Origin of the sequence: Blastococcus sp. VKM Ac-2987, assembly GCF_026967805.1 — a bacterium.
Classification (GTDB): domain Bacteria; phylum Actinomycetota; class Actinomycetes; order Mycobacteriales; family Geodermatophilaceae; genus Blastococcus.
The window spans coordinates 786,929-809,666 of sequence record NZ_JAPVBG010000002.1; the positions used below are offsets into that span (position 1 = coordinate 786,929).

Annotated in this window: 35 protein-coding genes; 34 read left to right on the forward strand and 1 reads right to left on the reverse strand. The window is 69.2% G+C overall.

Annotated elements, in window-relative coordinates; all coding sequences use genetic code 11:
• Positions 1 to 139: 139 nt before the first annotated feature.
• The gene (locus tag O2W17_RS12670; protein ID WP_269192791.1) at positions 140 to 1,180 is read right to left on the reverse strand and encodes an LLM class F420-dependent oxidoreductase; all 1,041 of its coding nucleotides are present in this window, start codon (positions 1,178 to 1,180) and stop codon (positions 140 to 142) included.
• A 538-nt stretch (positions 1,181 to 1,718) separates the two neighbouring features.
• Here O2W17_RS12670 and rpsL point away from each other — a divergent pair.
• From rpsL to O2W17_RS12840, 34 genes are all read left to right on the forward strand, one after another.
• On the forward strand, positions 1,719 to 2,093 hold the full coding sequence (rpsL, locus tag O2W17_RS12675) for a 30S ribosomal protein S12 (protein WP_012950487.1): 375 nt from the start codon (positions 1,719 to 1,721) through the stop codon (positions 2,091 to 2,093).
• Positions 2,093 to 2,563 carry a 30S ribosomal protein S7 gene (rpsG, locus tag O2W17_RS12680; RefSeq protein WP_091929116.1) on the forward strand — a complete coding sequence of 157 codons (471 nt, stop codon included), beginning with the start codon at positions 2,093 to 2,095 and terminating at the stop codon, positions 2,561 to 2,563. Before rpsL ends, rpsG begins: the two co-directional genes overlap by 1 nt.
• A gap of 84 nt (positions 2,564 to 2,647) precedes the next feature.
• Complete coding sequence (fusA, locus tag O2W17_RS12685; RefSeq protein WP_269192792.1) at positions 2,648 to 4,747, forward strand: elongation factor G; 2,100 nt, start codon at positions 2,648 to 2,650, stop codon at positions 4,745 to 4,747.
• A gap of 75 nt (positions 4,748 to 4,822) precedes the next feature.
• Entirely contained in the window at positions 4,823 to 6,016 is a 1,194-nt protein-coding gene (gene tuf / locus O2W17_RS12690) for an elongation factor Tu (protein WP_269192793.1), read from the forward strand.
• A 121-nt stretch (positions 6,017 to 6,137) separates the two neighbouring features.
• The gene (gene rpsJ / locus O2W17_RS12695) at positions 6,138 to 6,443 is read left to right on the forward strand and encodes a 30S ribosomal protein S10 (RefSeq protein WP_014377994.1); all 306 of its coding nucleotides are present in this window, start codon (positions 6,138 to 6,140) and stop codon (positions 6,441 to 6,443) included.
• Between the two features lie 15 nt (positions 6,444 to 6,458).
• The gene (rplC, locus tag O2W17_RS12700; RefSeq protein ID WP_269192794.1) at positions 6,459 to 7,124 is read left to right on the forward strand and encodes a 50S ribosomal protein L3; all 666 of its coding nucleotides are present in this window, start codon (positions 6,459 to 6,461) and stop codon (positions 7,122 to 7,124) included.
• Positions 7,121 to 7,897, forward strand: coding sequence for a 50S ribosomal protein L4 (rplD, locus tag O2W17_RS12705; protein WP_269192795.1), 777 nt, complete (start codon positions 7,121 to 7,123; stop codon positions 7,895 to 7,897). The genes rplC and rplD overlap by 4 nt, the downstream gene beginning before the upstream one ends.
• Positions 7,894 to 8,196, forward strand: coding sequence for a 50S ribosomal protein L23 (gene rplW, locus O2W17_RS12710; RefSeq protein WP_269192796.1), 303 nt, complete (start codon positions 7,894 to 7,896; stop codon positions 8,194 to 8,196). The genes rplD and rplW overlap by 4 nt, the downstream gene beginning before the upstream one ends.
• Positions 8,197 to 8,271: 75 nt before the next feature.
• Entirely contained in the window at positions 8,272 to 9,105 is an 834-nt protein-coding gene (gene rplB, locus O2W17_RS12715) for a 50S ribosomal protein L2 (RefSeq protein ID WP_269192797.1), read from the forward strand.
• A gap of 23 nt (positions 9,106 to 9,128) precedes the next feature.
• Entirely contained in the window at positions 9,129 to 9,410 is a 282-nt protein-coding gene (gene rpsS, locus O2W17_RS12720) for a 30S ribosomal protein S19 (protein ID WP_091536448.1), read from the forward strand.
• 20 nt (positions 9,411 to 9,430) lie between these two features.
• Complete coding sequence (gene rplV / locus O2W17_RS12725; protein WP_442864569.1) at positions 9,431 to 9,898, forward strand: 50S ribosomal protein L22; 468 nt, start codon at positions 9,431 to 9,433, stop codon at positions 9,896 to 9,898.
• Positions 9,898 to 10,839: a 30S ribosomal protein S3 gene (gene rpsC, locus O2W17_RS12730; protein ID WP_269192798.1), complete on the forward strand. Its 942-nt coding sequence runs from the start codon at positions 9,898 to 9,900 to the stop codon at positions 10,837 to 10,839. The genes rplV and rpsC overlap by 1 nt, the downstream gene beginning before the upstream one ends.
• A gap of 3 nt (positions 10,840 to 10,842) precedes the next feature.
• A complete protein-coding gene (gene rplP, locus O2W17_RS12735; RefSeq protein WP_104523783.1) occupies positions 10,843 to 11,259 on the forward strand; it encodes a 50S ribosomal protein L16 in 417 nt (138 codons plus the stop codon).
• A complete protein-coding gene (gene rpmC, locus O2W17_RS12740; protein ID WP_097194642.1) occupies positions 11,259 to 11,492 on the forward strand; it encodes a 50S ribosomal protein L29 in 234 nt (77 codons plus the stop codon). Before rplP ends, rpmC begins: the two co-directional genes overlap by 1 nt.
• Positions 11,489 to 11,791 carry a 30S ribosomal protein S17 gene (gene rpsQ / locus O2W17_RS12745; RefSeq protein ID WP_269192799.1) on the forward strand — a complete coding sequence of 101 codons (303 nt, stop codon included), beginning with the start codon at positions 11,489 to 11,491 and terminating at the stop codon, positions 11,789 to 11,791. Before rpmC ends, rpsQ begins: the two co-directional genes overlap by 4 nt.
• A 218-nt stretch (positions 11,792 to 12,009) precedes the next feature.
• A complete protein-coding gene (rplN, locus tag O2W17_RS12750) occupies positions 12,010 to 12,378 on the forward strand; it encodes a 50S ribosomal protein L14 (RefSeq protein ID WP_014377983.1) in 369 nt (122 codons plus the stop codon).
• 2 nt (positions 12,379 to 12,380) lie between these two features.
• On the forward strand, positions 12,381 to 12,728 hold the full coding sequence (gene rplX, locus O2W17_RS12755; RefSeq protein WP_442864571.1) for a 50S ribosomal protein L24: 348 nt from the start codon (positions 12,381 to 12,383) through the stop codon (positions 12,726 to 12,728).
• 2 nt (positions 12,729 to 12,730) lie between these two features.
• Positions 12,731 to 13,315 (forward strand): 50S ribosomal protein L5, encoded by a 585-nt coding sequence (gene rplE / locus O2W17_RS12760; protein ID WP_442864572.1) that lies wholly within the window; start codon positions 12,731 to 12,733, stop codon positions 13,313 to 13,315.
• A gap of 19 nt (positions 13,316 to 13,334) precedes the next feature.
• Positions 13,335 to 13,520, forward strand: coding sequence for a type Z 30S ribosomal protein S14 (locus O2W17_RS12765; protein ID WP_089336472.1), 186 nt, complete (start codon positions 13,335 to 13,337; stop codon positions 13,518 to 13,520).
• Positions 13,521 to 13,685: 165 nt separating this feature from the next.
• Positions 13,686 to 14,090, forward strand: a complete 405-nt coding sequence (rpsH, locus tag O2W17_RS12770) for a 30S ribosomal protein S8 (RefSeq protein ID WP_442864573.1) — start codon at positions 13,686 to 13,688, stop codon at positions 14,088 to 14,090.
• A 15-nt stretch (positions 14,091 to 14,105) separates the two neighbouring features.
• Positions 14,106 to 14,645, forward strand: a complete 540-nt coding sequence (rplF, locus tag O2W17_RS12775; RefSeq protein WP_269192801.1) for a 50S ribosomal protein L6 — start codon at positions 14,106 to 14,108, stop codon at positions 14,643 to 14,645.
• Complete coding sequence (gene rplR / locus O2W17_RS12780; protein WP_269193296.1) at positions 14,645 to 15,052, forward strand: 50S ribosomal protein L18; 408 nt, start codon at positions 14,645 to 14,647, stop codon at positions 15,050 to 15,052. Before rplF ends, rplR begins: the two co-directional genes overlap by 1 nt.
• Positions 15,053 to 15,101: 49 nt before the next feature.
• Complete coding sequence (gene rpsE / locus O2W17_RS12785) at positions 15,102 to 15,716, forward strand: 30S ribosomal protein S5 (RefSeq protein ID WP_026857030.1); 615 nt, start codon at positions 15,102 to 15,104, stop codon at positions 15,714 to 15,716.
• Between the two features lies 1 nt (position 15,717).
• Positions 15,718 to 15,900 carry a 50S ribosomal protein L30 gene (rpmD, locus tag O2W17_RS12790; protein WP_222173664.1) on the forward strand — a complete coding sequence of 61 codons (183 nt, stop codon included), beginning with the start codon at positions 15,718 to 15,720 and terminating at the stop codon, positions 15,898 to 15,900.
• A gap of 34 nt (positions 15,901 to 15,934) precedes the next feature.
• The gene (rplO, locus tag O2W17_RS12795) at positions 15,935 to 16,378 is read left to right on the forward strand and encodes a 50S ribosomal protein L15 (protein ID WP_269192802.1); all 444 of its coding nucleotides are present in this window, start codon (positions 15,935 to 15,937) and stop codon (positions 16,376 to 16,378) included.
• Between the two features lie 113 nt (positions 16,379 to 16,491).
• Positions 16,492 to 17,802 carry a preprotein translocase subunit SecY gene (gene secY / locus O2W17_RS12800; protein ID WP_269192803.1) on the forward strand — a complete coding sequence of 437 codons (1,311 nt, stop codon included), beginning with the start codon at positions 16,492 to 16,494 and terminating at the stop codon, positions 17,800 to 17,802.
• Entirely contained in the window at positions 17,802 to 18,404 is a 603-nt protein-coding gene (locus O2W17_RS12805) for an adenylate kinase (protein WP_269192804.1), read from the forward strand. The genes secY and O2W17_RS12805 overlap by 1 nt, the downstream gene beginning before the upstream one ends.
• Before the next feature lie 82 nt (positions 18,405 to 18,486).
• A complete protein-coding gene (gene map / locus O2W17_RS12810) occupies positions 18,487 to 19,290 on the forward strand; it encodes a type I methionyl aminopeptidase (protein WP_269192805.1) in 804 nt (267 codons plus the stop codon).
• Positions 19,291 to 19,545: 255 nt separating this feature from the next.
• The gene (gene infA / locus O2W17_RS12815; protein WP_012950459.1) at positions 19,546 to 19,767 is read left to right on the forward strand and encodes a translation initiation factor IF-1; all 222 of its coding nucleotides are present in this window, start codon (positions 19,546 to 19,548) and stop codon (positions 19,765 to 19,767) included.
• Between the two features lie 64 nt (positions 19,768 to 19,831).
• Positions 19,832 to 19,945, forward strand: a complete 114-nt coding sequence (gene rpmJ, locus O2W17_RS12820) for a 50S ribosomal protein L36 (RefSeq protein ID WP_012950458.1) — start codon at positions 19,832 to 19,834, stop codon at positions 19,943 to 19,945.
• A gap of 14 nt (positions 19,946 to 19,959) precedes the next feature.
• Positions 19,960 to 20,340, forward strand: coding sequence for a 30S ribosomal protein S13 (rpsM, locus tag O2W17_RS12825; protein WP_269192806.1), 381 nt, complete (start codon positions 19,960 to 19,962; stop codon positions 20,338 to 20,340).
• Positions 20,341 to 20,438: 98 nt separating this feature from the next.
• On the forward strand, positions 20,439 to 20,846 hold the full coding sequence (rpsK, locus tag O2W17_RS12830) for a 30S ribosomal protein S11 (RefSeq protein ID WP_026857037.1): 408 nt from the start codon (positions 20,439 to 20,441) through the stop codon (positions 20,844 to 20,846).
• Between the two features lie 34 nt (positions 20,847 to 20,880).
• On the forward strand, positions 20,881 to 21,507 hold the full coding sequence (rpsD, locus tag O2W17_RS12835; protein WP_269192807.1) for a 30S ribosomal protein S4: 627 nt from the start codon (positions 20,881 to 20,883) through the stop codon (positions 21,505 to 21,507).
• A 106-nt stretch (positions 21,508 to 21,613) separates the two neighbouring features.
• Positions 21,614 to 22,690 (forward strand): DNA-directed RNA polymerase subunit alpha, encoded by a 1,077-nt coding sequence (locus O2W17_RS12840; protein WP_269192808.1) that lies wholly within the window; start codon positions 21,614 to 21,616, stop codon positions 22,688 to 22,690.
• Positions 22,691 to 22,738: the final 48 nt, after the last annotated feature.

Consider the following 22,738-nt stretch of genomic DNA (forward strand, 5'->3'; position numbering starts at 1 on the left):
GGGCCCTTCCGTCTGTCCGCGGTCCCCCTCCTGATGATCAGGTGACCTGATCATCAGGGGTCCTGGCTCACCGTCGACAGTGAGCCAGGACCCCACCAGGTGAGCCAGGACGGCGGGGGTGCCGTCCGTGCGTGCGCGATCAGCCGGCGAGGCGCTTCATGGTCTCCACGGTCTTCAGCCGGCCCTCGCGGCTGCTGTCCAGGGGCTGCAGCACGAGCGTCGAGACGCCGGCCTCGCGGAAGGCGGCGATCCGCTCCGCGACGTGGGACTCCGGGCCGATCAACGCCGACGCCCGCACCAGCTCGTCGGGGACCGCGGCCGCGGCTTCGTCCTTCTTGCCGTCGAGGTAGAGGTCCTGGATCGTCTTGGCCTCGGCCTCGTAGCCGTACCGGACGGCGAGGTCGTTGTAGAAGTTCTTGCCGCGGGCGCCCATGCCGCCGATGTAGAGGGCCAGCGTCGGCCGCACGAAGTCGAGCATCGGCTCGACGTCGTCGCCGATCGCCACCGGGACGCCGGTGATGACCTGCAGCTGACCCAGCGACGGGTCGCGCTTCGCCTTGCCGGCGGCCAGCGACTCGCCCCACACCGACGCCGCCTTCTCGGGCACGAAGAAGATCGGCTCCCACGCCTCGGCGATCTCGGCGGCGAGCTCCACGTTCTTCGGGCCCAGCGCGGCCAGCATGACCGGGATCCGCTCGCGGACCGGGGTGTTGATCAGCTTCAGCGGCTTGCCCAGGCCGGTGCCCTGGTCGGCCGGCAGGGGCACCGAGTACTTCTTGCCCTGGTGGTCCAGGCGCTCGCGGCGCCACACCGAGCGGCAGATCTCGACGATCTCGCGGGTGCGCTGCAGAGGGGCGTCGTAGGGGAGACCGTGCCACCCTTCGATCACCTGCGGGCCGGAGGCGCCCAGGCCGAGCGTGAAGCGGCCGCCCGACACGAAGTCCAGGCCGGCCGCGGTCATCGCGGTGAGCGCAGGGGTGCGGCTGTAGATGGGCAGGATCCCGCTGAGCAGCTCCACCCGCTCGGTGACCGCCGCCAGGTAGCCGAGCTGGCTGACCGCGTCGAACGTGTACACCTCGGCCACCATGGCGAGGTCGAGACCGGCCGACTCCAGGTCGCGGATCTCCGCCGCCGTCTCCTGGAAGCCGCCGCTGTAGCTGGCCTGGATGCCGATGCGCACGTGCACTCCTCTGTGTCGCGGCACCACCGTTGGCGCCGTCCCGCACGCTATCGGTCCCGTCGCGGGGGGCGCGGTGGAGCTGTCCCACGGCTGCCGGCGGGGGTAGTGTCCGGGCACCTCGGCTGCCGCCCGCGCCCTCCCCGGTCGACCTGTCGACCGGTGTGAGGCACCCGGCTTTGACCGGCTCAGCAGGCACGGGTATCGTGGTCAGCCGTGCCCAGGGTGCCCTGGGCCTGCTCCCGTTCGCGGTGCGCCTGGGTGGCCGGAGATGACGAATCTCAGGGTCGCCGGGGACCGTCCTCCCGGCCCGGCCGGGGTGGGTGGCGGCGCCGAGTCGCGAGGGGCAACCGAGTTCGGTCCGACGCGGACCGGTCCCGGGAAGGGCGACACACCCGACCGCGTGGACCGGACGATGGAACACGGCCGGGGTCGGGAAGGTTCCGCAAGGGGCCGGCACCCGAGCACCACCGCAGAGCACGACCTAGTCAGCAGGTATTCGACAGCTTCACCCAGCGCAGGTAGGAGATCCAGGCCACCCATGCCCACGATCAACCAGCTGGTCCGCAAGGGCCGCGAGGACAAGGTCGAGAAGACCAAGACCCCGGCGCTGAAGGGTTCGCCCCAGCGTCGCGGAGTCTGCACGCGCGTGTACACGACGACGCCGAAGAAGCCGAACTCGGCGCTGCGCAAGGTCGCTCGCGTCCGCCTCACCAGTGGCATCGAGGTGACCGCCTACATCCCGGGCGTCGGCCACAACCTGCAGGAGCACTCGATGGTGCTCGTGCGCGGCGGCCGCGTGAAGGACCTGCCCGGCGTGCGCTACAAGATCATCCGCGGCTCGCTGGACACCCAGGGTGTCCGCAACCGCAAGCAGGCTCGCAGCCGCTACGGCGCGAAGAAGGAGAAGAGCTAATGCCGCGCAAGGGCCCCGCGCCGAAGCGTCCGCTGGTCGCCGACCCGGTGTACCAGTCGCCGCTGGTCACCCAGCTGGTGAACAAGGTGCTGGTCGACGGCAAGCGTTCGGTCGCCGAGGCGATCGTCTACGGCGCCCTCGAGGGCGCCCGCGCCAAGACCGACACCGACCCGGTGGTCACGCTCAAGCGCGCGCTGGACAACGTGAAGCCGGCCCTCGAGGTCCGCAGCCGACGTGTCGGTGGTGCGACCTACCAGGTCCCGGTCGAGGTCCGCGCCTCCCGCAGCACGACCCTCGGCCTGCGCTGGCTCATCCAGTACAGCCGGGCACGTCGCGAGAAGACGATGACCGAGCGCCTGATGAACGAGCTGCTCGACGCGAGCAACGGTCTCGGTGCCGCCGTGAAGCGGCGCGAGGACACGCACAAGATGGCCGAGTCGAACAAGGCCTTCGCGCACTACCGCTGGTAACGCACGCCACCAGCGCCCGCCGTCGGCGGGAGCCCCGGGCGATCCCCGGCACCCGCACACGGACCAGGACGAAGAGGAGAAGCAATGGCCAGCAACGAGGCCCAGCTCCGCAAGACCCGCAACATCGGCATCATGGCGCACATCGACGCCGGCAAGACCACCACGACCGAGCGCATCCTCTTCTACACCGGTATCACGTACAAGATCGGTGAGGTCCACGACGGCGCGGCCACGATGGACTGGATGGAGCAGGAGCAGGAGCGCGGCATCACCATCACGTCCGCCGCGACCAAGTGCTCCTGGAACGACCACGACATCAACATCATCGACACCCCCGGGCACGTCGACTTCACCGTCGAGGTGGAGCGGTCCCTGCGCGTGCTCGACGGCGCGGTGGCGGTCTACGACGGCGTCGCCGGCGTGGAGCCGCAGACCGAGCAGGTGTGGCGGCAGGCCGAGAAGTACGGCGTCCCCCGCATGTGCTTCGTCAACAAGCTCGACCGCACCGGTGCGGACTTCTTCCGCTGCGTCGACATGATGGTCGAGCGACTGGCGGCCAACCCGCTGGTGCTGCAGCTGCCGATCGGCGCCGAGGCCGACTTCATCGGCGTCGTCGACCTGGTGACCATGAAGGCCCTCACCTGGCGCGGCGAGACCAAGATGGGCGAGGACTACGCGGTCGAGGAGATCCCGGCCGAGCTGGCCGACCAGGCCGCGGAGTACCGCGAGAAGCTGCTCGAGAACATCGCGGACTTCGACGACTCGCTGATGGAGGACTACCTCGGCGGCGAGGAGATCGCCACCGACCGCCTGAAGGCGGCCATCCGCAAGGCGACCATCGCCGGCCAGGTCAACCCGGTGCTCACCGGCACGGCGTTCAAGAACAAGGGCGTGCAGCCCCTGCTCGACGCCGTCGTCGACTACCTGCCCAGCCCGCTGGACGTCGAGTCGATCGTGGGCACCGCCCTCGACGGCGAGACCGAGGTCCTCCGGCACGCCGACGAGGACGAGCCGTTCTCGGCGCTGGCGTTCAAGATCCAGACCGACCAGCACCTGGGCAAGCTGACCTACGTCCGCGTGTACTCCGGCCGGCTCGACGCCGGGTCCCCGGTGCTGAACAGCACCAAGGACCGCAAGGAGCGGATCGGCAAGATCTACCAGATGCACGCCAACAAGCGCGAAGAGCGCGCCGGCGTGGGTGCCGGGCAGATCGTGGCGGTCAACGGCCTGAAGCAGACGACGACGGGTGACACCCTCTGCGACCCGCAGAAGCCGGTGATCCTCGAGTCGATGACCTTCCCGGCCCCGGTCATCTCGGTCGCCATCGAGCCGAAGACCAAGAGCGACCAGGAGAAGCTCGGCACCGCGATCCAGAAGCTCGCCGAGGAGGACCCGACCTTCCAGGTGAAGCTGGACGAGGAGACCGGTCAGACCGTCATCTCCGGCATGGGCGAGCTCCACCTGGAGATCCTCGTCGACCGCATGCGCCGCGAGTTCAACGTCGAGGCCAACGTCGGCAAGCCGCAGGTGGCCTACCGCGAGACGATCCGCAAGGCCGTCGAGCGCTACGACTACACGCACAAGAAGCAGACCGGTGGCTCCGGGCAGTTCGCGAAGGTCCAGATCGCGATCGAGCCGCTCGAGATGAGTGCCGACTCCGCGACCTACGAGTTCGAGAACAAGGTCACCGGTGGTCGCATCCCGCGGGAGTACATCCCTTCGGTCGACCAGGGCATGCAGGACGCCATGCAGTACGGCGTGCTGGCCGGCTACCCGATGGTGGGCGTCAAGGCGTCCCTCCTCGACGGCCAGTACCACGAGGTCGACTCCTCGGAGATGGCCTTCAAGATCGCCGGATCGATCGCCTTCAAGGAGGCGGCGCGCAAGGCCAGCCCGGCCCTGCTCGAGCCGCTGATGGCGGTCGAGGTGACGACGCCCGAGGAGAACATGGGCGACGTCATCGGCGACCTCAACTCCCGCCGCGGGATCATCCAGGCGATGGAGGAGCGCTCCGGCGCCCGCATCGTCCGGGCCCTGGTGCCGCTGTCGGAGATGTTCGGCTACGTGGGCGACCTGCGCAGCCGCACCCAGGGACGGGCGAGCTACTCGATGGTCTTCGACTCGTACGCCGAGGTCCCGGCCAACGTCGCCAAGGAGATCATCGCGAAGGTGACGGGCGAGTAGTCCCGGCACCACCCGAGCACAGCCCGCAATCCCCAGAGCACGCACCACCTGCGTAACCACGAGGAGAGGAACCCAGTGGCCAAGGCCAAGTTCGAGCGGACCAAGCCGCACGTCAACATCGGCACCATCGGGCACATCGACCACGGCAAGACGACGCTGACCGCGGCGATCACCAAGGTCCTGCACGACAAGTACCCGAACCTCAACGAGGCGTCCGCGTTCGACCAGATCGACAAGGCGCCCGAGGAGAAGGCTCGCGGCATCACGATCTCGATCGCGCACGTCGAGTACCAGACCGAGAACCGGCACTACGCGCACGTCGACTGCCCCGGGCACGCCGACTACATCAAGAACATGATCACGGGTGCCGCGCAGATGGACGGCGCGATCCTGGTCGTGGCCGCCACCGACGGCCCGATGCCGCAGACCAAGGAGCACGTCCTCCTGGCCCGCCAGGTCGGCGTCCCCTACATCGTCGTGGCGCTCAACAAGGCCGACATGGTCGACGACGAGGAGATCCTCGAGCTCGTCGAGCTGGAGGTCCGCGAGCTGCTCAGCGAGTACGAGTTCCCGGGCGACGACGTCCCCGTGGTCCGCGTCTCGGCGCTGAAGGCCCTCGAGGGCGACGCCGAGTGGGGCGACAAGCTCATGGAGCTGATGAACGCCGTCGACACCGCGATCCCGGAGCCGGAGCGCGAGATCGACAAGCCGTTCCTCATGCCCGTCGAGGACGTCTTCACGATCACCGGTCGTGGCACGGTCGTCACCGGCCGCGTCGAGCGTGGCATCGTCAAGGTCTCCGAGGAGATCGAGATCGTCGGTATCCGCGAGGGTTCGACGAAGACGACCGTCACCGGTGTGGAGATGTTCCGCAAGCTGCTCGACCAGGGCCAGGCCGGCGACAACGTGGGTCTGCTCCTCCGCGGCATCAAGCGCGAGGACGTGGAGCGCGGCCAGGTCGTGGTGAAGCCCGGCTCGATCACCCCGCACACCAACTTCGAGGGTTCGGTCTACATCCTCTCGAAGGACGAGGGTGGCCGTCACACGCCGTTCTTCAACAACTACCGTCCCCAGTTCTACTTCCGGACGACGGACGTGACGGGCGTCGTGACCCTGCCCGCCGGGACCGAGATGGTCATGCCGGGCGACAACACCGAGATGACGGTGGAGCTCATCCAGCCCATCGCCATGGAGGAGGGTCTCCGCTTCGCCATCCGCGAGGGTGGCCGCACCGTCGGCGCCGGGCGCGTCACGAAGATCAACAAGTAACACCTCGACGGGCGGCGGCCGGGGACCCGGCCGCCGCCCTTCGCCGGGTCCGCGGACCCGCTCGCGGGTCAGCAGACCCACTCGAACTTTCACAACCGATCGGCAGGAGCGAAAACAGGCGATGGCGGGACAGAAGATCCGCATCCGGCTGAAGGCCTACGACCACGAGGCCATCGACGCATCGGCGCGGCGCATCGTGGAGACGGTGACGAAGACCGGAGCGCGCGTCGTCGGCCCGGTGCCGCTGCCGACGGAGAAGAACGTGTACGCCGTGATCCGGTCTCCGCACAAGTACAAGGACTCCTTCGAGCACTTCGAGATGCGGACCCACAAGCGGCTCATCGACATCCTCGACCCGACGCCGAAGACGGTCGACGCGCTCATGCGCATCGACCTGCCGGCCTCGGTCGACGTCAACATCCAGTAAGGGCTGTTTCCAGACATGGCGAGCACATTTCGCGGTCTCCTCGGCGAGAAGCTGGGGATGACCCAGGTTTTCGACGAGAACAACCGTCTCGTGCCGGTGACCGTCGTCAAGGCGGGCCCGTGTGTGGTGACCCAGGTGCGCACCCCCGAGGTCGACGGCTACTCCGCCGTCCAGATCGGGTTCGGCGACTTCGACCCGCGCAAGGTGAACCGTCCTGAGGGCGGGCACTTCACCAAGGCGGGCGTGACGCCGCGGCGGCACCTGGTGGAACTCCGCACCTCGGACGCCGGCAACTACACGGTCGGCCAGGAGCTGACCACCGACGTGTTCGACGGCGTGGCCAAGGTCGACGTCATCGGCACCAGCAAGGGCAAGGGCACCGCCGGCGTCATGAAGCGTCACGGCTTCAAGGGCCTCGGCGCGTCGCACGGTACCCAGCGCAAGCACCGGTCGCCCGGTTCCATCGGTGGCGCGTCCACCCCCGGCCGCGTGTTCAAGGGCCTGAAGATGGCCGGCCGCATGGGTGCGGTGAAGACGACCACGCTCTCGCTGGTCGTGCACAAGGTCGACGCGGAGCGCGGGCTCATCCTGATCAAGGGTGCGGTCCCCGGTCCCAAGGGTGGCCTGCTCCTCGTCCGCTCCGCGGTCAAGGGTGGCCCCGTGGGGAGTGACGAGAAGTGAGCCAGTCCATCGAGACGCGGACCGACCGCCAGGTCGACGTCCGCACCCCGGCGGGGGAGACCTCCGGCAGCGTGACGTTGCCCGGTGCGCTCTTCGACGCCAACGCCAACGTCTCGCTGATGCACCAGGTGGTCGTGGCCCAGCTGGCCGCGGCCCGCCAGGGCACGCACTCCACCAAGACCCGCGGCAAGGTCAGCGGTGGTGGCGCCAAGCCGTACCGCCAGAAGGGCACCGGCCGCGCCCGCCAGGGCTCGACCCGCGCGCCGCAGTTCGCCGGCGGTGGCACCGTGCACGGCCCGCAGCCGCGCAGCTACGAGCAGAAGACCCCGAAGAAGATGAAGGCAGCTGCCCTGCGCGGCGCCCTCTCCGACCGGGCCCGCGAGGGCCGGGTGCACGTGGTCTCCGCGTTCGTCGACGGCGACGCCCCCAAGACACGGGCGGCGCTGGCCACCCTGCGCGCCGTTACGCAGGCCCCGCGCGTGCTGATCGTCCTGGACCGGGACGACGTCCTGAACTGGGTCAGCCTGCGCAACGTGCCCGAGGTGCACCTGATCGAGGCCGGCCAGCTCAACACCTACGACGTGCTGGTCGCCGACGAGGTCATCTTCACCGAGGCGGCGCTGGCCGAGTTCGTGGCCGGGCCGGCCAAGGGCAAGCGTCCGGGCACCGACCTGCCGGACCTCGCCACCTCCGAGATCCCCGGTGGCATCCCGTCCATCGCCCCCGCCGCCGGTGAGGGCACCGTCGAAGAGACCACCGAGGAGAAGGCATGAGCGTCCGCGACCCCCGGGACGTCCTGCTCGCCCCGGTCATCTCCGAGAAGAGCTACGGCCTCCTGGACGGCAACCAGTACACGTTCATCGTGCGACCGGACGCCAACAAGACGCAGATCAAGATCGCGGTCGAGCAGATCTTCAAGGTGAAGGTCCTCGGCGTGAACACGATCAACCGCCAGGGCAAGCGCAAGCGCAGCCGCGGTGCGCAGATGGGCAAGCGCAAGGACACCAAGCGCGCCATCGTCAGCGTGGCTGCCGGCGACCGCATCGAGATCTTCGGGGGCCCGGGCGTCTGAGGCGGCCGGGCTCCCCGCCCGCCCCACGACCCCGGATCCACGGACCAGAGATAGAAGACAGGGACTGAGTCAGCAATGGCTATCCGCAAGTACAAGCCGACGACGCCGGGCCGACGCGGCTCCAGCGTCGCCGACTTCGCCGAGGTCACCCGCGACCACCCCGAGAAGTCGCTGGTCCGGCCGCTGCACGGTCGTGGCGGGCGCAACGTGCACGGGAAGGTCACCGCTCGTCACCAGGGCGGCGGTCACAAGCGCGCGTACCGGGTGATCGACTTCCGTCGTGCCGACAAGGACGGCGTGCCGGCCAAGGTCGCGCACATCGAGTACGACCCGAACCGCACCTCGCGGATCGCGCTCCTGCACTTCGCCGACGGGGAGAAGCGGTACATCATCGCTCCCGCCCGGCTCAAGCAGGGCGACCCCGTCGAGTGCGGCCCCGCTGCCGACATCAAGCCCGGCAACAACCTGCCGCTGCGGAACATCCCGGTGGGCACGGTGGTTCACGCCATCGAGCTCCGTCCCGGTGGCGGCGCCAAGATCGCCCGGTCGGCGGGTACCAGCGTCCAGCTGGTCGCCCGTGAAGGCCGGTTCGCCCAGCTGCGCATGCCGTCGGGCGAGATCCGCAACGTCGACGTGCGCTGCCGCGCGACCGTCGGCGAGGTGGGCAACGCCGAGCAGTCGAACATCAACTGGGGCAAGGCCGGCCGGATGCGGTGGAAGGGCAAGCGCCCGACCGTCCGTGGTGTCGCGATGAACCCGGTCGACCACCCGCACGGTGGTGGTGAGGGAAAGACCTCCGGTGGTCGCCACCCGGTGAACCCGAACGGCAAGCCGGAGGGCCGGACGCGCAAGCGGAAGGCCAGTGACGCCCTGATCGTGCGCCGCCGGCGCACCAACAAGAAGCGCTGAGCGGGTAAAGGAGTCTGACAGACATGCCACGCAGCCTGAAGAAGGGCCCGTTCGTCGACGACCACCTGCTCGCCAAGGTGGACGCCCAGAACGAAAAGGGCACCAAGAACGTGATCCGTACCTGGTCACGCCGCTCGACGATCATCCCCGACATGCTGGGCCACACCCTCGCGGTGCACGACGGCCGCAAGCACGTCCCGGTGTTCGTCACCGAGGCGATGGTCGGGCACAAGCTCGGGGAGTTCGCGCCGACGCGCACCTTCCGCGGCCACATCAAGGACGACCGCCGCTCGCGGCGGGGCTGACCAGGTAGAGAGAGATTCAGATGACTTCCCAGTTGGGACAGGAGGCACCGGTCGCCCGGGCTACGGCCCGCTTCGTCCGCGTGACCCCCATGAAGGCCCGCCGGGTGGTGGACCTGATCCGCTACCTGCCCACGGACGAGGCCCTGGCCCTGCTGCGGTTCGCGCCGCAGTCGGCCAGTGAGCCGGTCGCCAAGGTCGTCGCCAGCGCGGTGGCCAACGCCGAGCACAACCTGCAGCTGGACCCGGCCGCACTCGTGGTCAGCGCGGCCTACGTCGACGAGGGCCCCACGCTCAAGCGGATCCGTCCGCGTGCGCAGGGCCGGGCGTTCCGCATCAACAAGCGGACCAGCCACATCACCATCGAGGTGAGCGAGGTGGCCACCAGCGCCGTCCTCGCGCAGAAGTCGCGCAAGGCGCGCCGGGACACCGGTCAGTCCGGCCCGGCCACCCAGCAGTCCACCAGCAACACGAGGGGAGGGACCCGCTAGTGGGTCAGAAGGTCAACCCGCACGGTTTCCGACTCGGGATCACCACCGACTACAAGTCCCGGTGGTACGCGGACAAGCTGTACAAGGACTACGTCAAGGAAGACGTCGCGATCCGCAAGCTCATGTCCAAGGGCATGGAGCGGGCCGGCATCTCGAAGGTGGAGATCGAGCGCACCCGTGACCGGGTCCGCGTCGACATCCACACCGCCCGCCCGGGCATCGTCATCGGCCGCCGCGGCGCCGAGGCCGACCGCATCCGCGGCGAGCTCGAGAAGCTCACCGGCAAGCAGGTGCAGCTGAACATCCTCGAGGTCAAGAACCCCGAGTCCGACGCGCAGCTGGTCGCCCAGGGCGTGGCCGAGCAGCTGTCCAGCCGGGTCAGCTTCCGCCGTGCCATGCGCAAGGCGATGCAGTCCGCGCAGCGGAGCCCGCAGGTCAAGGGCATCCGGGTGCAGTGCTCGGGCCGCCTCGGCGGCACGGAGATGAGCCGGTCGGAGTTCTACCGCGAGGGCCGCGTGCCCCTGCACACGCTCCGGGCGAACATCGACTACGGCATCTACGAGGCCCGCACGACCTTCGGTCGCATCGGCGTCAAGGTGTGGATCTACAAGGGCGACGTCAGCGGCTCGCGCGCCGAGCGGGAGGCCCTCGAGGCCCTCGCCCAGCGTCAGCAGCGGCGTGAGCGCGCGCAGCGGCCCCAGCGCCGCTCGGGCTCCTCCGGCACCACCGCCGGCGGAACCGAGGCCGGGCGGGCCGCGGTGGAGTCCTCCACCGGGCCGGTCGCCGACACGACGCCGGCGGCTGCGGAGAGCACCGTCGCGCAGACGTCCGGCGAGTCCGCGACCGAGCAGACCATCGCGCAGGCCGCGGGTCCCGAGGCCACCGCGGCCGCCGAGACGACCGCTGCCGACAACACGGCGACCGAGAACACGGAGAGCTGAGCCATGCTCATCCCACGGCGCGTCAAGCACCGCAAGCAGCACCACCCCAGCCGATCCGGCCGGGCCAAGGGTGGCACCGAGATCAACTTCGGTGAGTTCGCCATCCAGGCCCTCGAGCCGGCCTACGTGACGAACCGGCAGATCGAGTCGGCGCGTATCGCGATGACCCGGCACATCAAGCGTGGCGGAAAGGTGTGGATCTCGATCTACCCCGACCGTCCGCTGACCAAGAAGCCCGCCGAGACCCGCATGGGTTCCGGTAAGGGTTCGCCCGAGTGGTGGGTGGCCAACGTCAAGCCCGGCCGCGTGCTGTTCGAGCTGTCCGGTGTCGCCGAGCCCGTGGCCCGCGAGGCCATGCGCCGCGCGATCCACAAGCTGCCGATGAAGTGCCGCTTCATCACGCGTGAAGGAGAAGTGTGATGGCCGCCGGTCTGACCGCTCCCGAGCTGCGCGAGCTCTCTGCTGACGAGCTCGCCTCGCGGCTGCGCGAGTCGAAGGAAGAACTGTTCAACCTGCGGTTCCAGGTGGCCACCGGCCAGCTGGACAACAACCGGCGACTGCAGACCGTCCGCCGCGACATCGCCCGGATCTACACGATCATGCGCGAGCGCGAGCTGGGTCTCTCGGTCGCCCCGAACGAGGGTGTGGCATGAGCGATCCCCAGACGGTGGGCGCTACGTCGTCCGGTCCCGGCCTGGCCGGCCGTGGCTACCGCAAGGTCCGTGAGGGCCTCGTCGTCAGCGACAAGATGGAGAAGACCATCGTCGTCGAGGTCGAGGACCGCGTGAAGCACGGCCTGTACGGCAAGGTCATCCGCCGGACGAGCAAGCTGAAGGCGCACGACGAGCAGGGCGTCGCCGGCATCGGTGACCGCGTGCAGATCATGGAGACCCGGCCGACGTCGGCCACCAAGCGGTGGCGGCTGGTCGAGGTCATCGAGAGGGCCAAGTAAGCCCGTACCGGGCGGCCCTCCGGGGCCGCTGCGGGTAGGAGTACCCTGAACGACTGGCGCGCACCTCGACGTTCTGAGGGGGTCGCGCGCCGCATCCCGGTACCCGTGCTTCGGACGCACCGGCGGCTGATCAGCCGCCGGTGCGTCCGCACGCGAGTACCGGACAGCCGGTTCACCGTTCCGGCCCGGCTGTCACCACAAGTATTGGGGAGTAGGACGTGATCCAGCAGGAGTCGCGGCTGCGAGTCGCCGACAACACCGGTGCGAAGGAGATCCTCTGCATCCGGGTTCTCGGTGGCTCCGGGCGACGCTACGCGGGCATCGGTGACGTCATCGTCGGCACCGTGAAGGACGCGCTGCCGGGCGCCGGCGTCAAGAAGGGCGACGTGGTCAAGGCCGTCATCGTCCGCACGGTGAAGGAGCGCCGTCGTCCGGACGGCTCCTACATCCGCTTCGACGAGAACGCCGCCGTCATCATCCGCGACAGCGGCGACCCGCGCGGCACGCGCATCTTCGGCCCGGTCGGCCGGGAGCTGCGCGACAAGCGCTTCATGCGGATCATCTCGCTCGCCCCGGAGGTGTTGTGATCATGGCTCAGGCAGCCAGCGGGAAGACCCCGTCGATGAAGGTCAAGAAGGGCGACACCGTCCTCGTGCTGTCCGGCAAGGACAAGGGCGCGAAGGGCCGTGTCATCGCCGCCTACCCCAAGCTCCAGAAGGTGCTGGTCGAGGGCGTCGGCCGGGTGAAGAAGCACACCCGCATCAGCTCGACGCAGCGCGGCGCCCAGCAGGGCGGGATCGTCACGCAGGAGGCGCCCATCCACGTGAGCAACGTGATGGTGATCGACTCCGAGGACAAGCCGACCCGGGTCGGCTACCGCAAGGACGAGGAAGGCCGCAACATCCGGGTCTCGCGGCGCACCGGTAAGGACCTCTGATCATGAGCGCACCCACCCGTGAGCTGCCCCGCATGCTCGCCAACTACCGCGAGAACATCGTGCCTGCGCTGCAGGGCGAGTTCGGCTACGAGAACGTCATGCAGATCCCGCGGCTGACGAAGATCGTCGTCAACATGGGCGTCGGCGAAGCCACCCGCGACGCGAAGCTGATGGACGGCGCGGTCCGCGACCTCACCGCCATCACCGGGCAGAAGCCGGCCGTCGTCCGGGCCCGCAAGTCCATCGCCCAGTTCAAGCTGCGCGAGGGCATGCCGATCGGCGCGAAGGTCACCCTCCGCGGCGACCGCATGTGGGAGTTCCTCGACCGCCTGCTGTCGCTGGCGCTGCCCCGCATCCGTGACTTCCGCGGCCTCAACGCCAAGCAGTTCGACGGTCACGGCAACTACACCTTCGGGCTGAACGAGCAGTCGATGTTCCGCGAGATCGACGTCGACAGGATCGACCGGCAGCGCGGCATGGACATCACGCTGGTCACCACCGCCACCACCGACGAGGAGGGTCGCGAGCTGCTCCGCCAGCTCGGCTTCCCCTTCGCCGGCCAGCCCGTCGTCACGACCGTCCGCTGAGTCGGGCAGGAGAGAAGCTATGGCCAAGAAGGCGCTGATCAACAAGGCGGCCCGCAAGCCGAAGTTCGCGGTCCGCGGGTACACCCGCTGCCAGCGGTGCGGTCGTCCGCACTCGGTCTTCCGCAAGTTCGGCCTGTGCCGGATCTGCCTGCGGGAGATGGCCCACGCCGGGGAGCTCCCGGGCGTGCGCAAGTCCAGCTGGTAGCAGAGCAGGACCGGGTCGCTCCCCGCCACGACGCGGGGTCCGGCGGCCCGGGCGTTCCACCCCCTCACCAACGCACCACCGATCGCCGAGAGGCCCACGCGCCAAGTCCGGGAAGACCCGGCGCATGAGGAACCGCGGTGAGAGAGGCACCACTACGCCATGACCATGACCGACCCGATCGCAGACATGCTGACGCGTGTGCGGAACGCCAACCAGGCGTACCACGACTCCGCGGTCATGCCGTCGTCGAAGCTCAAGACGCACATCGCCGAGATCCTCCAGCAGGAGGGCTACATCGCCGGCTGGCGCGTCGACGACACCGACAAGGACGGCAACCCCTTCAAGCAGCTGGTGATCGACCTGAAGTACGGCCCCAACCGCGAGCGGAGCATCGCCGGGGTCCGGCGGGTCTCGAAGCCCGGTCTGCGGGTGTACGCGAAGTCCACCGCACTGCCCAAGGTGCTCGGCGGCCTCGGCGTGGCGATCATCTCGACCTCGACCGGGCTGCTGACCGACAAGCAGGCGAACAAGAAGGGCGTGGGTGGGGAAGTCCTCGCCTACGTCTGGTAAGAGGAGCGAGCAGAGATGTCACGGATCGGACGACTCCCGATCGCGGTGCCCGGTGGTGTCGACGTCGCCATCGACGGTCAGACGGTCAGCGTGAAGGGACCCAAGGGCGAGCTTCGCCACACGGTCGCCGCGCCGATCACCGTCGAGCGCGACGAGGACGGCACGCTGCGGGTGCAGCGCCCCAACGACGAGCGGCAGAACCGCGCCCTCCACGGGCTCTCGCGGACTCTGATCGCCAACATGATCACCGGCGTCACCGAGGGGTACACCAAGACCCTCGAGATCGTCGGTGTCGGATACCGCGTCCAGGCGCGCGGCTCGGACCTCGAGTTCGCCCTGGGCTTCAGCCACCCCGTGCCGGTGAAGGCCCCCGAAGGGATCGCCTTCGCCGTCGAGTCGCCGACCCGCCTCCGGGTCAGCGGCATCGACAAGCAGCTGGTCGGTGAGGTCGCGGCCAAGATCCGCAAGATCCGCAAGCCCGACCCCTACAAGGGCAAGGGTGTGCGGTACCAGGGCGAGGTCGTCAAGCGCAAGGTCGGGAAGACGGGTAAGTGATGGCTCAGGCAGAGAAGGCCGCCCGGGTGCACAAGCCCGTCGGCACCGACATCAGCACGGCGCGCCGCGTTTCGCGGCTGCGTCGCCACAACCGGCTGCGCAAGCGGGTCGCGGGCACGGCGGAGCGTCCGCGCCTGGCGGTCAAGCGCAGCGCGCGCCACATCCACGTGCAGGTCATCGACGACACCGTCGGCCGCACCGTGGTGAGCGCCTCCACGATGGACGCCAGCCTGCGCGGCTCCGAGGGCGACAAGTCCGCCCTCGCCCGTCAGGTGGGTGCCCTGGTGGCCGAGCGCGCGAAGGCCGCCGGCATCTCGGCGGTCGTCTTCGACCGCGGGGGCAACCGCTACGCCGGGCGCATCGCCGCACTGGCCGACGGTGCCCGCGAGGGTGGGCTGGACTTCTGATGACCACCCACCCCACCAGCACGAGCGAGCAGATCGAGAGGGACGTCTGATGCCAGGACCACAGCGACGCGGCGGCGGCGCCGGCGGCGGTAACGACCGCCGCGACCGCCGTGACGGCGGGCGGGGCCCCGGAGGCGCGCCCGCCGAGAAGAGCAACTACATCGAGCGCGTGGTCGCCATCAACCGCGTGTCCAAGGTCGTCAAGGGTGGTCGGCGCTTCAGCTTCACCGCCCTGGTGATCGTGGGCGACGGTGACGGCACCGTGGGCGTCGGCTACGGGAAGGCCAAGGAGGTGCCCGCGGCGATCGCCAAGGGCGTCGAGGAGGCCAAGAAGCACTTCTACAAGGTGCCCCGCATCGCCAGCACCATCCCGCACCCCGTGCAGGGTGAGGCGGCCGCCGGTGTCGTGCTGCTCAAGCCGGCCAGCCCCGGTACCGGTGTCATCGCCGGTGGCCCGGTGCGTGCCGTGCTCGAGTGCGCCGGGATCCACGACGTGCTCTCCAAGAGCCTGGGCTCGTCCAACCCGATCAACATCGTGCACGCCACGATGCAGGCCCTGAAGGACCTCGTCCGTCCCGAGGAGATCGCGGCCCGCCGCGGTCTGCCCCTCGAGGACGTCGCCCCGGCCGCCATGCTGCGCGCCCGTGCGGGTCAGGGGGTCTGAGATGGCACAGCTGAAGGTCACCCAGGTCAAGTCGGCCATCGGCACCAAGCCCAACCAGCGCCAGACGCTGCGCTCGCTGGGCCTCAAGCGGATCAACGACTCGGTCGTCCAGGAGGACCGTCCCGAGATCCGCGGGATGGTCGCGACGGTGCCCCACCTGGTCACCGTCGAAGAGATCAGCTGACGCTGGTCCGACGAAGCGCTAGTAGGGACATCTCATGACTCTCAAGGTCCACCACCTGCGTCCGGCCCGCGGCGCCCACACCGCCAAGACCCGCGTGGGTCGCGGTGAGGGCTCCAAGGGCAAGACCGCCGGGCGCGGCACCAAGGGCACCGGCGCGCGGGGCACCGTCTCCGCGCGGTTCGAGGGCGGGCAGACCCCGCTGAACATGCGGCTGCCCAAGCTCTCGGGCTTCAAGTCGCCCAACAAGGTCGTCTTCCAGGTCGTCAACCTCGACCGGATCGCGACGCTGTTCCCGGAGGGCGGGTCCGTCAACCCGGACACCCTGGCCGAGGCCGGCGCCGTGCGGCGCGGTCAGCCGGTCAAGGTGCTCGGCACCGGCGAGCTCGGCGGCGTCAAGGTCGACGTGCACGCGAACGCCTTCTCGACCTCCGCGGCCGAGAAGATCGCCGCGGCCGGAGGCAGCACCACCCGCATCTGACGCCGGCGACCCCCGCGACGCGGACAACCGCGCCGCGGGGGTCGTCTGCTGCCCGGTCGCGTTCCGCGGCCGGGCTCGTTGCTAGCCTCACTCGACCGATCAGGGGAGGGCACGTGCTGCAGGCGTTCGCCGCGGCGTTCCGGACGCCAGACCTCCGGCGCAAGCTGTTGTTCTCCCTGGCGATCATCGCCCTCTACCGGCTGGGCGCCGCGATCCCGGGGCCCGGCGTCTCCGTGGAGGCGATCAACAGCTGCCTCGAGCAGGCCCAGGCCTCCGACCAGCGCGACATCTACTCGCTGGTGAACCTGTTCTCCGGCGGCGCGCTGCTCCGGCTGAGCGTCTTCGCGCTGGGGATCATGCCGTACATCACGGCGAGCATCATCGTGCAGCTGCTGGTCGTGGTCATCCCGCGCTTCGAGCAGCTGAAGAAGGAAGGGCAGTCGGGTCAGGCCAAGCTGACCCAGTACACCCGCTACCTGACGATCGCGCTCGCGGTCCTGCAGAGCACCGGCATCATCGCCCTGGCGCGCAGCGGCCAGCTCTTCCCCAACTGCTCCGAGCAGATCATCCCGTCCGAGTCGGTCTGGACGACGGTCATCCTGGTCGTCACGCTGACCGCCGGTACCGCGCTGATCATGTGGCTCGGCGAGCTGCTCACCGAGAAGGGGATCGGCAACGGCATGTCCGTGCTGATCTTCACCTCGATCGCCGCGCGCATCCCCGCCGAGGGCGGCTCGATCCTGCAGACCCGAGGCGGCGTCGTCTTCGCCGTCGTCTGCGCCTTCGCCGTCGTCATCATCGGCACGGTCGTCTACGTCGAGCAGGCCCAGCGCCGCATCCCGGTGCAGTACGCCAAGCGGATGGTCGGCCGCCGCATGTACGGCGGCACGTCGACCTACCTGCCGCTGAAGGTGAACCAGGCCGGCGTCATCCCGGTCATCTTCGCCTCGTCGCTGCTGTACCTGCCGCAGCTGATCACCCAGCTGCAGGGCAGCGAGACCGGGGCGGTGCGCCGGTTCTTCGAGAACTACATCATCGACCAGAGCAGCCCGGTCCACGTCGTCGTCTACTTCGCGATGATCATCTTCTTCACGTACTTCTACGTGTCGATCACGTTCAACCCGGAGGAACGGGCCGACGACATGAAGCGCTACGGCGGCTTCATCCCGGGCATCCGGCCGGGCCGGCCCACCGCCGAGTACCTGCAGTACGTCCTGTCCCGGATCACGCTTCCGGGATCGATCTACCTGGGTCTGGTCGCCGTCCTGCCGAACCTCTTCCTGTCGATCACGCAGGAGGGGCAGAACCAGAACTTCCCGTTCGGTGGTACCGCGGTCCTGATCATGGTCGGAGTGGGGTTGGAGACGGTGAAGCAGATCGAGACGCAACTGAACCAGCGGAACTACGAAGGGTTCCTGAAGTAGTGCGCGTCGTCCTCCTGGGCCCTCCTGGAGCGGGCAAGGGCACCCAGGCGCAGATCATCGCCGGCGAGCTCGGCGTCCCCGCGATCTCGACCGGGGACATCTTCCGGGCGAACGTGAGCGGGCAGACCGAGCTCGGCCGCAAGGCCAAGGTCTTCATGGACGCCGGTGACCTCGTCCCCGACGAGATCACCGTCGCGATGGTGAAGGACCGGCTGGCCGAGGCCGACGCCGCCGGCGGCTTCCTCCTCGACGGGTTTCCCCGCACGATCTCGCAGGCCGAGCAGCTGCGGGAGTCGCTGACGGAGCTGGGGCACGGCCTGGACCGGGTCCTGGAGCTGGTCGTCGACGAGGAGGAGCTGGTCCGTCGGCTCTCCGGCCGGCGCATGCTGGTCGACGGCCAGATGGTCCAGCGCGACGACGACAAGCCCGAGACGGTGCGGCACCGGCTGAAGGTCTACCGGGAACAGACCGCGCCGCTGTCCGGGTTCTACGAGGACGAGGGTCTGCTGGCCCGCATCGACGCGATCGGTGCGGTCGAGGAGGTCACCGCCCGCGCGCTGGCCGCACTGGGCGCCGACCGCGCGCAGCCGAGCGCAGACTGATCACCGGGCACCGGAGGCGGGTCTGCACATGACGGGCGGGATCCTCGGCCGCCTTCCGCTGCTCGCGAAGTGGAGTGGACGCATGATCCAGATCAAGACCCCGCACGAGATCGAGCTGATGCGTGCCGCCGGCCTCGTCGTCGCCGGTGCCATCGCCGCGGTGCGTGCCGAGGTCCGCCCCGGCGTCACCACCGGGGAGCTCGACGCGATCGCCGAGGACCACATCCGGAGCGCGGGCGCCGTCCCGTCGTTCCTCGGGTACCACGGCTTCACCGGCAGCATCTGCGCGTCGATCAACGACGAGATCGTGCACGGGATCCCGAGCAAGAGCCGGGCGCTGGCCCTCGGCGACAACATCTCCGTCGACTGCGGGGCGATCCTGCAGGGTTGGCACGGGGATTCCGCCGTGACGATGACGGTGGGGGAGCCCTCCGCCGAGGACGCCGCGCTGATGGCGGTGACCGAGCGGTCGATGTGGGCCGGGCTCGCCAGGGCGGTGGCCGGCGGACGGCTGACCGACATCAGCTCCGCGGTGGAGCAGGAGATCCGGACCGAGGACCACCCGTACGGCATCGTCGACAACTACGGCGGGCACGGGATCGGCACGGAGATGCACCAGGACCCGCACGTGCTCAACTACGGCCGCCCGGGCCGCGGTCCGAAGCTGGTCCAGGGGCTGTGCCTGGCCATCGAGCCCATGGTCACGGTCGGGGACCCGGCGACGGTCGAGCTCGAGGACGGGTGGACGGTGGTGACCAAGGACGGCTCCCGGGCCGCCCACTTCGAGCACACGGTCGCGATCACGCCGGAGGGCCCATGGGTCCTCACGGCAGAGGACGGCGGCGTCTCCGGTCTCGCCCCCTTCGGCATCACGCCCCGCACCTGAGCGGTCCCTGACCCGGGCGCGGTCCGGGTCATGACTGCGGTCACCCGGGACCGGGTTGGTGACGGGTGGGGCGTCAAGGTACAGTGGCCGATGGCGTTCGCGCCGTCCTGTCGTCGTGCTGTGGCCGCATGACGCGGGACGCCCTCGCGAGAGCGTCTGCACCACATGTTCTGCAATCTCCGAGCGCGTCCAGCCGGGCACCGGCGCGGGCGCACGAGGATCCAGTACCACCGAGTCAAGGAGCGCGTGTCGGGCATGGCGAAGAAGGACGGGGCCATCGAGGTCGAGGGTCGCGTCGTCGAGCCGCTGCCCAATGCGATGTTCCGGGTCGAGCTGCAGAACGGACACCGGGTGCTCGCCCACATCAGCGGCAAGATGCGGCAGCACTACATCCGCATCCTGCCCGAGGACCGCGTGGTCGTGGAGCTCTCGCCCTACGACCTGACGCGCGGTCGCATCGTCTACCGCTACAAGTGACCGCCGGTCCGCACAGCGTGCGGGGTACCGGCACATCGATTTCGAGGAATGAGGGGCGGCACCGGTGAAGGTCCAGCCGTCGGTGAAGAAGATCTGCGACAAGTGCAAGGTGATCCGCCGGCACGGCCGGGTCATGGTCATCTGCGACAACGCCCGGCACAAGCAGCGCCAGGGCTGAGGGAGTACCTGAACATGGCACGACTGGCTGGCGTCGACCTGCCCCGCGAGAAGCGGATGGAGATCGCGCTCACCTACATCTATGGCATCGGCAAGCACCACGCCAAGGAGACCTTGGCCGCGACGGGCGTCAGCCCGGACCTGCGCGCCAAGGACCTCAGTGACGAGGACCTGCTGAAGCTGCGCGACTACATCGACGAGCACTTCCGCGTCGAGGGTGATCTGCGGCGCGAGGTCGCCGGCGACATCCGCCGGAAGATCGAGATCGGTTGCTACCAGGGCCTGCGGCACCGCCGCGGACTTCCGGTGCACGGTCAGCGCACCAAGACCAACGCGCGCTCGAGCAAGGGCCCGCGCAAGACCATCGCCGGCAAGAAGAAGGCCGGCAAGAAGTAAGCCGCGAGAGCGCGTCGTCGCAGATCCCGTGAGGGGGGAGCGACAGCGCGCACGCGTGCTGCCTCTCTAGGCCACGAAGAGAAGGACTCGACAGACACATGCCTCCCAGGGCTCGCACCGCGGCCGGTGCCAAGAAGGTCCGCCGCAAGGAGAAGAAGAACGTCGCTCACGGTGCTGCGCACATCAAGAGCACGTTCAACAACACGATCGTCTCGATCACCGACCCCAACGGGAACGTGATCAGCTGGGCCTCCGCCGGCCACGTCGGCTTCAAGGGCTCGCGCAAGTCCACCCCCTTCGCCGCGCAGATGGCCGCCGAGAACGCGGCCCGCAAGGCGCAGGAGCACGGCATGCGCAAGGTGGACGTCTTCGTGAAGGGTCCCGGCTCCGGCCGCGAGACCGCCATCCGCTCGCTCCAGGCCACCGGCCTCGAGGTCGGGCAGATCCAGGACGTCACGCCGCAGCCGCACAACGGCTGCCGCCCCAAGAAGCGCCGCCGGGTCTGACCCGGTCACTGACGAGACGAAGAGGTAGATAGACGTGGCCCGTTACACCGGAGCCGACTGCCGCCTGTGCCGGCGCGAGAAGATGAAGCTGTTCCTCAAGGGCAGCAAGTGCGAGTCCCCGAAGTGCCCGATCGAGATCCGGCCGTACCCGCCGGGCGAGCACGGCCGGGGCCGCAGCAAGGACAGCGAGTACCTGCTCCAGCTGCGCGAGAAGCAGAAGGCCCGCCGCATCTACGGCGTGCTGGAGAAGCAGTTCCGCGGCTACTACGAAGAGGCCAACCGCAAGACGGGCAAGACCGGTGAGGTCCTGCTGCAGATCCTCGAGTCGCGGCTGGACAACGTGGTCTACCGGGCCGGCTTCGCCGAGTCCCGCGACATGGCGCGCCAGCTGGTGCGCCACGGCCACATCCGGGTGAACGGCCGCAAGGTCGACATCCCGTCCTACCGGGTCACCGAGAACGACATCGTCGAGGTGGCCGAGAAGTCGCGCACCATGCTGCCGTTCGAGATCGCCCAGGCCCGCGCCGGCGAGCGCCCCGTGCCGCCGTGGCTCGAGGTCATCAGCAGCCAGCTGCGCGTGCTCGTGCACAGCATCCCGGCCCGCCAGGTGATCGACACCCCGGTCCAGGAGCAGCTGATCGTCGAGCTGTACTCGAAGTAAGCACCACAGCACCACCGGCTCCGGCGGGCGGACAGATGCCCGCCGGAGCCAGCACCACCCCTCACGGCGTCATATGGCGGGTGCCGGAGGACCTGAAGGAGACACAATGCTCATCGCACAGCGCCCCACGCTGACCGAGGAGACCATCTCGGAGCAGCGCTCGCGGTTCATCATCGAGCCGCTCGAGCCGGGTTTCGGCTACACCCTCGGCAACTCCCTGCGGCGCACGCTGCTGTCGTCCATCCCCGGTGCGGCGGTCACCAGCATCCGCATCGAGGGCACCCTGCACGAGTTCACCACCGTGCCGGGCGTCAAGGAGGACGTCACCGAGATCATCCTGAACCTCAAGGGTCTCGTGGTCAGCTCCGACTCCGACGAGCCGGTGACCATGTACCTGCGCAAGCAGGGCCCCGGTGAGGTCACGGCGGCCGACATCGCCCCGCCGGCCGGCGTCGAGGTGCACAACCCCGAGCTGCACATCGCCACCCTGAACGGCAAGGGCCGGCTCGAGATCGAGCTGGTCGTCGAGCGGGGCCGCGGCTACGTGCCCGCGCCGCAGAACAAGCAGCCCGGCCAGGAGATCGGCCGCATCCCCGTGGACTCGATCTACTCGCCGGTCCTCAAGGTCACCTACGCCGTCGAGGCGACCCGTGTCGAGCAGCGCACCGACTTCGACCGCCTCGTGGTCGACGTCGAGAGCAAGCCGTCGATCGCCCCGCGCGACGCCATCGCGTCCGCCGGTTCCACGCTGGTCGAGCTCTTCGGCCTGCTGCGCGAGCTGAACGTCGACGCCGAGGGCATCGAGGTCGGGCCCAGCCCGGCCGAGGCCGCCGACATCGCGAACTTCTCGATGCCGATCGAGGACATGGACCTCACCGTCCGGTCCTACAACTGCCTCAAGCGCGAGGGCGTGCACACCGTCGGTGAGCTCGTGACCCGCTCCGAGGCCGACCTGCTCGACATCCGGAACTTCGGGGCCAAGTCGATCGACGAGGTCAAGATGAAGCTGGCCGCCATGGGCCTCGCGCTCAAGGACAGCCCGCCCGGGTTCATCCCCACCTCGATCGAGAGCTACGACGAGGGCTACGAGACCGACGCCTACCAGGGCACGGGCGAGTTCGCCCCGGGCTACGAGCAGGCGCAGTACGACGAGGGCTCCTACCAGGAGACCGAGCAGCTCTGACCGGTGCAGGCCGGACGGCGGGGAGCACCCGCCGTCCGGCCCTGCCGC

Coding starts and splice junctions, on each gene's coding strand:
- rpsQ (WP_269192799.1), top strand. CDS start 11,489: ATGAGCGATCCCCAGACGGTGGGCGCTACGTCGTCCGGTCCCGGCCTG.
- rpmD (WP_222173664.1), top strand. CDS start 15,718: ATGGCACAGCTGAAGGTCACCCAGGTCAAGTCGGCCATCGGCACCAAG.
- O2W17_RS12765 (WP_089336472.1), top strand. CDS start 13,335: ATGGCCAAGAAGGCGCTGATCAACAAGGCGGCCCGCAAGCCGAAGTTC.
- rplV (WP_442864569.1), top strand. CDS start 9,431: ATGACTTCCCAGTTGGGACAGGAGGCACCGGTCGCCCGGGCTACGGCC.
- rpsS (WP_091536448.1), top strand. CDS start 9,129: ATGCCACGCAGCCTGAAGAAGGGCCCGTTCGTCGACGACCACCTGCTC.
- O2W17_RS12840 (WP_269192808.1), top strand. CDS start 21,614: ATGCTCATCGCACAGCGCCCCACGCTGACCGAGGAGACCATCTCGGAG.
- rplR (WP_269193296.1), top strand. CDS start 14,645: ATGGCTCAGGCAGAGAAGGCCGCCCGGGTGCACAAGCCCGTCGGCACC.
- rpsJ (WP_014377994.1), top strand. CDS start 6,138: ATGGCGGGACAGAAGATCCGCATCCGGCTGAAGGCCTACGACCACGAG.
- rpsK (WP_026857037.1), top strand. CDS start 20,439: ATGCCTCCCAGGGCTCGCACCGCGGCCGGTGCCAAGAAGGTCCGCCGC.
- fusA (WP_269192792.1), top strand. CDS start 2,648: ATGGCCAGCAACGAGGCCCAGCTCCGCAAGACCCGCAACATCGGCATC.
- rplX (WP_442864571.1), top strand. CDS start 12,381: ATGGCTCAGGCAGCCAGCGGGAAGACCCCGTCGATGAAGGTCAAGAAG.
- rplP (WP_104523783.1), top strand. CDS start 10,843: ATGCTCATCCCACGGCGCGTCAAGCACCGCAAGCAGCACCACCCCAGC.
- rplF (WP_269192801.1), top strand. CDS start 14,106: ATGTCACGGATCGGACGACTCCCGATCGCGGTGCCCGGTGGTGTCGAC.
- rplW (WP_269192796.1), top strand. CDS start 7,894: ATGAGCGTCCGCGACCCCCGGGACGTCCTGCTCGCCCCGGTCATCTCC.
- rplB (WP_269192797.1), top strand. CDS start 8,272: ATGGCTATCCGCAAGTACAAGCCGACGACGCCGGGCCGACGCGGCTCC.
- rpsM (WP_269192806.1), top strand. CDS start 19,960: ATGGCACGACTGGCTGGCGTCGACCTGCCCCGCGAGAAGCGGATGGAG.
- rplO (WP_269192802.1), top strand. CDS start 15,935: ATGACTCTCAAGGTCCACCACCTGCGTCCGGCCCGCGGCGCCCACACC.
- rpsH (WP_442864573.1), top strand. CDS start 13,686: ATGACCGACCCGATCGCAGACATGCTGACGCGTGTGCGGAACGCCAAC.
- rpsL (WP_012950487.1), top strand. CDS start 1,719: ATGCCCACGATCAACCAGCTGGTCCGCAAGGGCCGCGAGGACAAGGTC.
- rpsE (WP_026857030.1), top strand. CDS start 15,102: ATGCCAGGACCACAGCGACGCGGCGGCGGCGCCGGCGGCGGTAACGAC.
- map (WP_269192805.1), top strand. CDS start 18,487: ATGATCCAGATCAAGACCCCGCACGAGATCGAGCTGATGCGTGCCGCC.
- rpsG (WP_091929116.1), top strand. CDS start 2,093: ATGCCGCGCAAGGGCCCCGCGCCGAAGCGTCCGCTGGTCGCCGACCCG.
- rpmC (WP_097194642.1), top strand. CDS start 11,259: ATGGCCGCCGGTCTGACCGCTCCCGAGCTGCGCGAGCTCTCTGCTGAC.
- rplC (WP_269192794.1), top strand. CDS start 6,459: ATGGCGAGCACATTTCGCGGTCTCCTCGGCGAGAAGCTGGGGATGACC.
- rplE (WP_442864572.1), top strand. CDS start 12,731: ATGAGCGCACCCACCCGTGAGCTGCCCCGCATGCTCGCCAACTACCGC.
- infA (WP_012950459.1), top strand. CDS start 19,546: ATGGCGAAGAAGGACGGGGCCATCGAGGTCGAGGGTCGCGTCGTCGAG.